Annotated in this window: 6 protein-coding genes; 2 read left to right on the top strand and 4 right to left on the bottom strand. The window is 70.1% G+C overall.

From position 1 onward, the window contains the following. Positions 1–50: 50 nt before the first annotated feature. Together katG and GVL03_RS11205 are read right to left on the bottom strand one after the other, a co-directional pair. Positions 51–2,321 carry a catalase/peroxidase HPI gene (gene katG / locus GVL03_RS11200; protein ID WP_159501080.1) on the bottom strand — a complete coding sequence of 757 codons (2,271 nt, stop codon included), beginning with the start codon at positions 2,319–2,321 and terminating at the stop codon, positions 51–53. 8 nt (positions 2,322–2,329) lie between these two features. Beyond that, a complete protein-coding gene (locus GVL03_RS11205; RefSeq protein WP_235038128.1) occupies positions 2,330–2,782 on the bottom strand; it encodes a Fur family transcriptional regulator in 453 nt (150 codons plus the stop codon). Positions 2,783–2,933: 151 nt separating this feature from the next. Between GVL03_RS11205 and GVL03_RS11210 the strand changes: the two genes are divergently transcribed. Continuing rightward, positions 2,934–3,758 carry an aquaporin gene (locus GVL03_RS11210; RefSeq protein WP_159501082.1) on the top strand — a complete coding sequence of 275 codons (825 nt, stop codon included), beginning with the start codon at positions 2,934–2,936 and terminating at the stop codon, positions 3,756–3,758. A gap of 86 nt (positions 3,759–3,844) precedes the next feature. On the opposite strand, the gene GVL03_RS11215 is transcribed toward GVL03_RS11210, so the two are convergent. Beyond that, complete coding sequence (locus GVL03_RS11215) at positions 3,845–4,840, bottom strand: stage II sporulation protein M (protein WP_159501083.1); 996 nt, start codon at positions 4,838–4,840, stop codon at positions 3,845–3,847. A 16-nt stretch (positions 4,841–4,856) separates the two neighbouring features. On the opposite strand from GVL03_RS11215, the gene GVL03_RS11220 reads away from it, so the two are divergent. Beyond that, complete coding sequence (locus GVL03_RS11220) at positions 4,857–5,660, top strand: RDD family protein (RefSeq protein ID WP_159501084.1); 804 nt, start codon at positions 4,857–4,859, stop codon at positions 5,658–5,660. Positions 5,661–5,805: 145 nt separating this feature from the next. Here the strand turns inward: GVL03_RS11220 and ahcY are convergent, their stop codons facing one another. Then, positions 5,806–7,266: an adenosylhomocysteinase gene (gene ahcY / locus GVL03_RS11225; protein ID WP_159501085.1), complete on the bottom strand. Its 1,461-nt coding sequence runs from the start codon at positions 7,264–7,266 to the stop codon at positions 5,806–5,808. Positions 7,267–7,311: the final 45 nt, after the last annotated feature.

Here is a 7,311-nt window from a genome sequence, read left to right on the forward strand (position 1 = left end):
CGATGGGCCCGCCCCCGCGTGAGCGGAACGGGCCCATCGGGCGCGGAAGATCAGACCAGGTCGAAGCGATCGAGCTCGGTGACCTTCGTCCATGCGGCGACGAAGTCGCGGACGAACTTCTCGGCCGCATCGTCGCTCGCGTACACCTCGGCGAGGGCGCGCAGCTCCGAGTTGGAGCCGAACACGAGATCGGCGCGGGTGCCGATCCACGTTGCCTCGCCCGTCGCGTCGTCGTGCGCCTGGAAGGCGTGCGACCCCGGGTCGAGCGGCTTCCACGTCGTGCCGAGCTCGAGCAGGTTGACGAAGAAGTCGTTCGTCAGCACACCCGGGCGCTCGGTGAGTACACCGAACGACGAGCCGTCGTACGTGGCGCCGAGCGCGCGGAGCCCACCGACGAGCACCGTGGTCTCGGGCGCCGTGAGCGTGAGCAGGTTCGCCTTGTCGATCAGGTGGTACTCGGCAGGGAGCGTGGCCGAGGGGCCGTAGTAGTTGCGGAATCCATCCGCCACCGGCTCCAGGTACCCGAACGACTCGGCGTCGGTCTGCTCCTCGGTCGCGTCGACCCGCCCGGCGTGGAACGGCACCTGGACGTCGAATCCGGCGTCCTTCGCCGCCTTCTCGACGCCGGCGTTGCCCGCCAGCACGATCAGGTCGGCCAGCGACACCTTCTTGCCGTCGCTCTGCGCATCGTTGAAAGATGCCTGAATGCCCTCGAGCGTCCCCAGCACCGTCGCGAGCTGGGCGGGGTTGTTGACCTCCCAGTCCTTCTGCGGAGCGAGCCGGATGCGGGCACCGTTGACGCCGCCGCGCTTGTCGCCGCCGCGGAAGGTGGATGCGGCCGCCCACGTCGTGGAGACCAGCTGCGACACGGTCAGCCCGGACTCGATGATCCGCGCCTTGAGCTCCGCGGCATCCGCCGCGTCGATCAGTGCGTGGTCGACAGCGGGCAGCGGGTCCTGCCAGATGAGGTCCTCGGCCGGCACCTCGGGTCCGAGGTAGCGCACCTTCGGTCCCAGGTCGCGGTGAGTCAGCTTGAACCAGGCCCGCGCGAAGGCCTCGCCGAGCTGCTCGGGGTTCTCGTAGAAACGACGCGAGATCTTCTCGTACTCCGGGTCGAACCGCAGCGCCAGGTCGGTCGTCAGCATGCGCGGCTCGCGCTTGCCCTCCGAGTGCGCCAGCGGCACGAGGTCGGATCCGGCACCGTCCTTCGGACGCCACTGGTGGGCACCGTGCGGGCTCTTGAACAGCTCCCACTCGTACGAGAAGAGGATGTGGAAGAACTCGTTGTCCCAGCGCGTCGGGTGGTAGGTCCAGGTGACCTCCAGTCCGCTCGTGATCTGGTCGTCGCCCTTGCCGCTGGCGTAGTTGTTCTTCCAGCCGAGGCCCTGCTCCTCGAGAGGAGCGGCCTCGACGTCGGGGCCGAGGTTGCTGTCGGGCGCGGCGCCGTGCGTCTTGCCGAAGGTGTGGCCGCCGGCGATCAGCGCCACGGTCTCCTCGTCGTTCATCGCCATCCGCTTGAACGTCTCACGGATGTCGTGTGCTGCCGCAAGCGGGTCGGGAACGGCCTGGGGGCCCTCGGGGTTGACGTAGATGAGTCCCAGATGGGTCGCCGAGAGCGGCTTCTCCAGGTTCTCGGGCTTGCGCTCGCCCTCGCCGAACCGCTTCTCGTCGCCCAGCCACTCGGTCTCCGAGCCCCAGTACACGTTCTCGGGCTCCCAGACGTCCTCGCGACCGCCGCCGAAGCCGAAGGTCTCGAACCCCATGGACTCGAGCGCGACGTTGCCCGCGAGGATGAACAGGTCGGCCCAGGAGATCTTCTGGCCGTACTTCTTCTTGACCGGCCACAGGACGCGCCGACCCTTGTCGAGGCCCACGTTGTCGGGCCAGCTGTTCAGCGGTGCGAAGCGCTGCTGCCCGCTCCCGCCGCCGCCGCGACCGTCCCAGACGCGGTACGTGCCGGCGCTGTGCCAGGCGAGTCGGATGATGAGCGGGCCGTAGTGGCCGAAGTCGGCGGGCCACCAGGCCTGGGAGGTGGTGAGCGCCTCCTCGATGTCCTTCTTGACGGCTGCGAGGTCGAGGCTGCGGAAGGCCGCAGCGTAGTCGAAGCCGTCGCCGAGCGGGTCGCGCTCGACGGGGTTGTACGCCAGCAGCCCGATGTTGAGCTTGTTCGGCCACCAGACGCGGTTCGCGTCGCCGGTGGTCGGGCGGGGCAGGTTCTCGTGGGCGACGGGGCAGGAGCCCGCGGCGGGGGTCTCCTCCCCGGTCACGGTGGTGGACTCGGTCTCCTCGTCGGTGACGACGGGGGCGTCGCTATCAGTCATCGGCTTCCTTACTGTGAGGGGTTTTCTGCGGATGCGGATGCGGCGCACGAGGGGCACAGCCCCCAGAACGTCACCTCCGCGACGTGGAAGGAGAATCCGTGGGCGTCGGACGGGCTGAGGCAGGGAGCGTGCCCGTCGGCGCAGTCGACGTCCTCGACGCGACCGCACGAGCTGCACACGATGTGATGGTGGTTGTCGTCGACGCGCAGCTCGAACAGGCCGGGGTGTCCGGCAGGCTCGATCCGACGGGCGAGTCCCGCGTCGACGAAGTCGCCGAGGGCGTTGTAGACCGACTGCATGCTCGTCGCCGGCACCGCCGCACGCACGCGACCGAGCACCTCGTCCGCACGCGCGTGGGGCATCGTGCGAAGCGCCTCGAAGACGCCGCGGCGCGTGTCGGTGACACGGAGTCCCGCACCGCGGATGGCGGCGTCGGTCTCGGCGATCGGGGTGTCGGGCACGCGTCCATTGTATCCGAGTTTTGAGTCACTCAAAACAAGATGCATCCGATTGTTTCGCCCGTACGTACGTCGTCTTGCCCGGTCGCGCGCAGCAGTGGGACGATGCATCCGAATCCGGCGACGATCGCCGGATGTCGGGAGGAGAGAGCCCATGTCGGATCCACGCTCGGAGAAGCCCGTCGAACCGGTCGAGCTCGCGCACACACCCGACGACGCGCCCGTCGGCCCATCGACGGCGGCCCGGCTCACGGCCGAGTTCTTCGGCACCTTCCTGCTCGTGTTCGGTCTGATCGGCACGGCACTGTTCGCCTCTCACCTCGCAGATGCGGCGGGAGCGTTCGCGCCGGGCGTGGTCTACGTGGCAGCATCCTTCGCCGTGGGACTCAGCGTCGTCCTGGGGGCGTATGCCTTCGGTCCGATCTCGGGCGGCCACTTCAACCCCGCGGTCACACTGGGGCTCGCGGCCGCGGGACGCTTCCCCTGGAGGGAGATCTGGGGATACCTCGTCGCGCAGGTGCTCGGGGGCGTGTCCGCCACATCGGTGCTCTATCTGATCGGCCTCTCGGGCCCGGATGGATGGCTCGCCGAGGCGCAAGAGACGGGTTTCGCCAGCAACGGATGGGGAGCGCTCTCCCCCGGCGGTTTCGGGCTGCCTGCGGCCATCATCGTCGAGATCGTGCTGACCGGACTCTTCCTCATCGTGATCCTGGGCGTCACGCACCCGAGTCGAGGCACGCCCCTGGCCGGGCTCGTGATCGGGCTCTCGCTCACCCTCATCCACTTCATCAGCATCCCCGTCGACAACACGTCCGTGAATCCGGCGCGCTCGCTCGCGACCGCGGTCTACGGCGGCGGCGAGGCGCTCTCCCAGCTCTGGGCGTTCCTCGTCTTCCCCGTCGTCGGCGCGCTGGTGGCGGGCTTCCTGTATCGCGCTCTGTTCGACGGCACCCGGCGCGTCCGGCCCGCGCGACGCTAGTGTCGCGCGTCGGAGGTTCTCGGACAACCGTCGAGGTCCTCCGTGCACACGACACCGGGACACCGACGCCGCATCCCGGACGTGGTTCAGCCGGAGACGAGCTCGGGAGCCCCGGTCTCGTACTCGGTGAGGTCGCCGGTCTCGCCGCGACGGTGCGCCCGGCGGCCGATCACGAGCATGTAGACGAGGAAGACCGCGAGCGCGAGCGCGCCGAGCGCCAGCTTGACCGGCCAGGGCCACGGCTGCGGCGTCACGTACCCCTCAACGACGCCCGAGAGCGCCAGGGCGAAGACCAGCCCGATCGCGACCGTCACGAGCGACCGGCCCGCCGCCGCCAACGCCGCGCTGCGGGAGCGACGTCCGGGCGCCACCCAGGCCCAGAAGATCTGCAGTCCCGCGGCCGCCGCGACGAAGATGCAGGTGAGCTCCAGCAGGCCGTGGGGCAGGATGAACGCGAAGAAGACGTCGAGGCGGTCGAAGGCGGCCATGACGGCGGCGGAGGTGCCGATGCCCACCGCGTTCTGCATGATCACGTACACCGGCCAGATCCCGCTCACCCCGAACAGCACGCATTGCGCGGCGATCCACGCGTTGTTCGTCCAGACGGTGCCGGCGAACACGGCGGCGGGGTTCTCCGAGTAGTAGGCGGTGAACTCGTCCTGCGCATAGGAGGACAGCTGCGCCTCGGTGCCGAGCGTCGCCACCAGCGCCGGATCGCCGCCGATCCATGCGCCGACGAGCGTGGCTGCCAGCGCGAACCCGACCGCCACCGCGAGCGTCGCCCACCGCGCCCCGTAGAGCGCCGCGGGCAGCTGCAGCGCGAAGAAGCGCGGGATGCGGCGCAGCACGTTCTCGGACGCACCGGTCAGACGCAGCCGCGCACGCGCCAGCACGAGGGAGAGATGATCGGCCTGGGGGCTCCGACCGGCGGACGTCTTGATGTCGGCGAGGTCGGCGGATGCGGCGCGATACCGCGTGACGAGCTCGTCGACGGACTCGCCGTCGAGCCGTCGCGTGCGCGAGAGCTCATCGAGGCGCGCCCATTCCTCGCGATGGGCCGCCGTGAGCGCGTCGAGGTCCATGTGTTTCACTGTACCCATGGCGTCCCCCGTGACCGTGGTCGAGATCGGCCAGGACGAGATCCTCACCGGTGAGGCGGTGGCGCTCGACGTGCAGCCGACCGGCTTCTTCCTCCGGGCGCTGGGCGCGGTCATCGACGTGGCGGTCGCTGTCGTCGTCTACATCCTCTTCGCCCTCGTGATGGTCTGGTGGGGCGGGTTCGGCCTCGACCCCGCCGTGATCCCGATCGTCGCCATCGCGATGATCGTCGTCGTCGCGGTCGTCCTCCCGACCGTCGTCGAGACGGCGACGCGGGGGCGCAGCCTCGGCAAGCTCGCGGTCGGCGGACGGATCGTGCGTGCCGACGGCGGAGCGGCGGGCTTCCGGCACGCGTTCATCCGCGCGCTCGTCGGCGTCCTCGAGGTCTGGATGACCGTCGGAGCCGTCGCCGCCGTCACCGGCGCGTTCACCCCGCGCTCACAGCGCCTCGGCGATCTGCTCGCCGGCACCTACAGCGAGCGGACGCGCGCTCCGCGGCTCGTCGCGGCCGACCCGGTGGTCCCCGCGGCGCTGGCCGCGTGGGCGGAGGTGGCGGATGTGGCACCGCTCTCCGAACGCCTCGCCCGCCGGCTCGGCCAGTTCGTGCGCCAGGCCGAGCAGCTGCAGCCGGACGCCCGGGCACGCGTGGCCGCAGAGCTCGCGGCGGAGGCGTCGGCGTCCGTGTCCCCGGTGCCGCAGACCGACCCCGAGCTGTTCGTGCGAGCCGTCGTCGCGGTCCGCTTCGCCCGCGAGCTCTCCGCGGTGCGTCTGCGCGACGCGCGCGCGGCGGCACTCCTGCGCTGACGCGCCGATCCCCCCGGGTCAGATGGACCTTCAGTCGTCGGATCCGCCACTCAGAGGCCGCCACATCCGCCGCAGAAGCACACATCCGCCCCACCGATCCGACGACTGAGGTCAGACGAACCGATATGCCGCGCCGGCGCCCCGGTCAGTAGCGGTAGTGCTCGAGCTTGTACGGGCCCTCGACGGGGACGCCGAGGTAGTCGGACTGCTCGGGCGTCAGCCGCGTGAGCTCCACGCCGAGCGCCGCGAGGTGCAGTCGCGCGACCTTCTCGTCGAGCACCTTCGGCAGCACGTACACGCCGACCGGGTAGTCCTCGCGCTTCGTGAACAGCTCGATCTGGGCGAGCACCTGGTTCGTGAACGACGCGCTCATGACGAACGACGGGTGGCCGGTCGCGTTGCCGAGGTTGAGCAGGCGCCCCTCGCTGAGAACCAGGATGCTGCGCCCGTTCGGCAGACGCCACTCGTGCACCTGCGGCTTGATCTCGACCCTCTCCGCGCCGGGCAGCGCCTCCAGACCCGCGATGTCGATCTCGTCGTCGAAGTGCCCCACGTTGCCGACGATGGCGAGGTGCTTGAGGCCGAGCAGGTGCTCGACCGTGACGACGCGCGTGTTGCCGGTGCCCGTGATGACGAGGTCCACCTGGTCGATGACGGACTCGAGCTGTGCCACCTGGTAGCCGTCCATTGCCGCCTGCAGTGCGCAGATCGGGTCGATCTCGCCGATGATGACCCGCGCGCCCTGGCCGCGGAGTGCCTCGGCCGCGCCCTTGCCCACGTCGCCGTAGCCGACCACGAAGGCCGTCTTCCCGCCGATCAGCACGTCGGTCGCGCGGTTGATCCCGTCCGGCAGCGAGTGCCGGATGCCGTACTTGTTGTCGAACTTCGACTTCGTCACCGAGTCGTTGACGTTGATGCCCGGGAAGAGGAGATCCCCGGCCGCAGCCAGCTCGTAGAGCCGGTGCACGCCGGTGGTGGTCTCCTCCGTGACCCCGATGAGACCCTCGGCGATCCGGGTGAAGCGCTGCGGGTCTCGGGCGAGCGAGGCACGGAGCGTGTCGAGCACGACCCGGTACTCGGCGGATGCGGAGGGGTCGGCATCCGGCACAGCACCGGCCTTCTCGAACTCGACGCCCTTGTGGACGAGCAGCGTCGCGTCGCCACCGTCGTCGAGGATGAGGTTCGGCCCGGCGGCGCCCTCGGCGCTCCAGTCGAAGATGCGGTCGGCCAGCGCCCAGTACTCCTCGAGGGTCTCGCCCTTCCACGCGAACACCGGAACGCCCTGCGGGTCGGACGGGGTGCCGTAGGGCCCGACGACGATCGCCGCCGCCGCCTCGTCCTGCGTGGAGAAGATGTTGCAGCTGGCCCAGCGCACCTGCGCGCCGAGGGCCGTGAGCGTCTCGATCAACACGGCCGTCTGCACGGTCATGTGCAGCGAGCCCGCGATCCGGGCGCCCTTCAACGGCTGGGTCGGGCCGAACTCCTCGCGCAACGCCATAAGGCCCGGCATCTCGTTCTCGGCGAGGCGGATCTGGTGGCGGCCGGCCTCGGCGAGCCCGAGGTCGCGGACGGCATGGTCGATCGTGGTCTGGGTGGGGGTGGGCATACTCCCATTCTCGCGCACGTTCCCCGTGCCCGAACCCCCTGTTAC

It is taken from the genome of Microbacterium sp. 18062 (assembly GCF_902706225.1).
GTDB lineage: Bacteria > Actinomycetota > Actinomycetes > Actinomycetales > Microbacteriaceae > Microbacterium.

Bases quoted from the DNA above. Each gene is read 5' to 3' on its own strand.
- GVL03_RS11220 (WP_159501084.1), top strand. From the start codon at position 4,857: ATGGCGTCCCCCGTGACCGTGGTCGAGATCGGCCAGGACGAGATCCTC.
- GVL03_RS11215 (WP_159501083.1), bottom strand. From the start codon at position 4,840: ATGGACCTCGACGCGCTCACGGCGGCCCATCGCGAGGAATGGGCGCGC.
- ahcY (WP_159501085.1), bottom strand. From the start codon at position 7,266: ATGCCCACCCCCACCCAGACCACGATCGACCATGCCGTCCGCGACCTC.
- katG (WP_159501080.1), bottom strand. From the start codon at position 2,321: ATGACTGATAGCGACGCCCCCGTCGTCACCGACGAGGAGACCGAGTCC.
- GVL03_RS11210 (WP_159501082.1), top strand. From the start codon at position 2,934: ATGTCGGATCCACGCTCGGAGAAGCCCGTCGAACCGGTCGAGCTCGCG.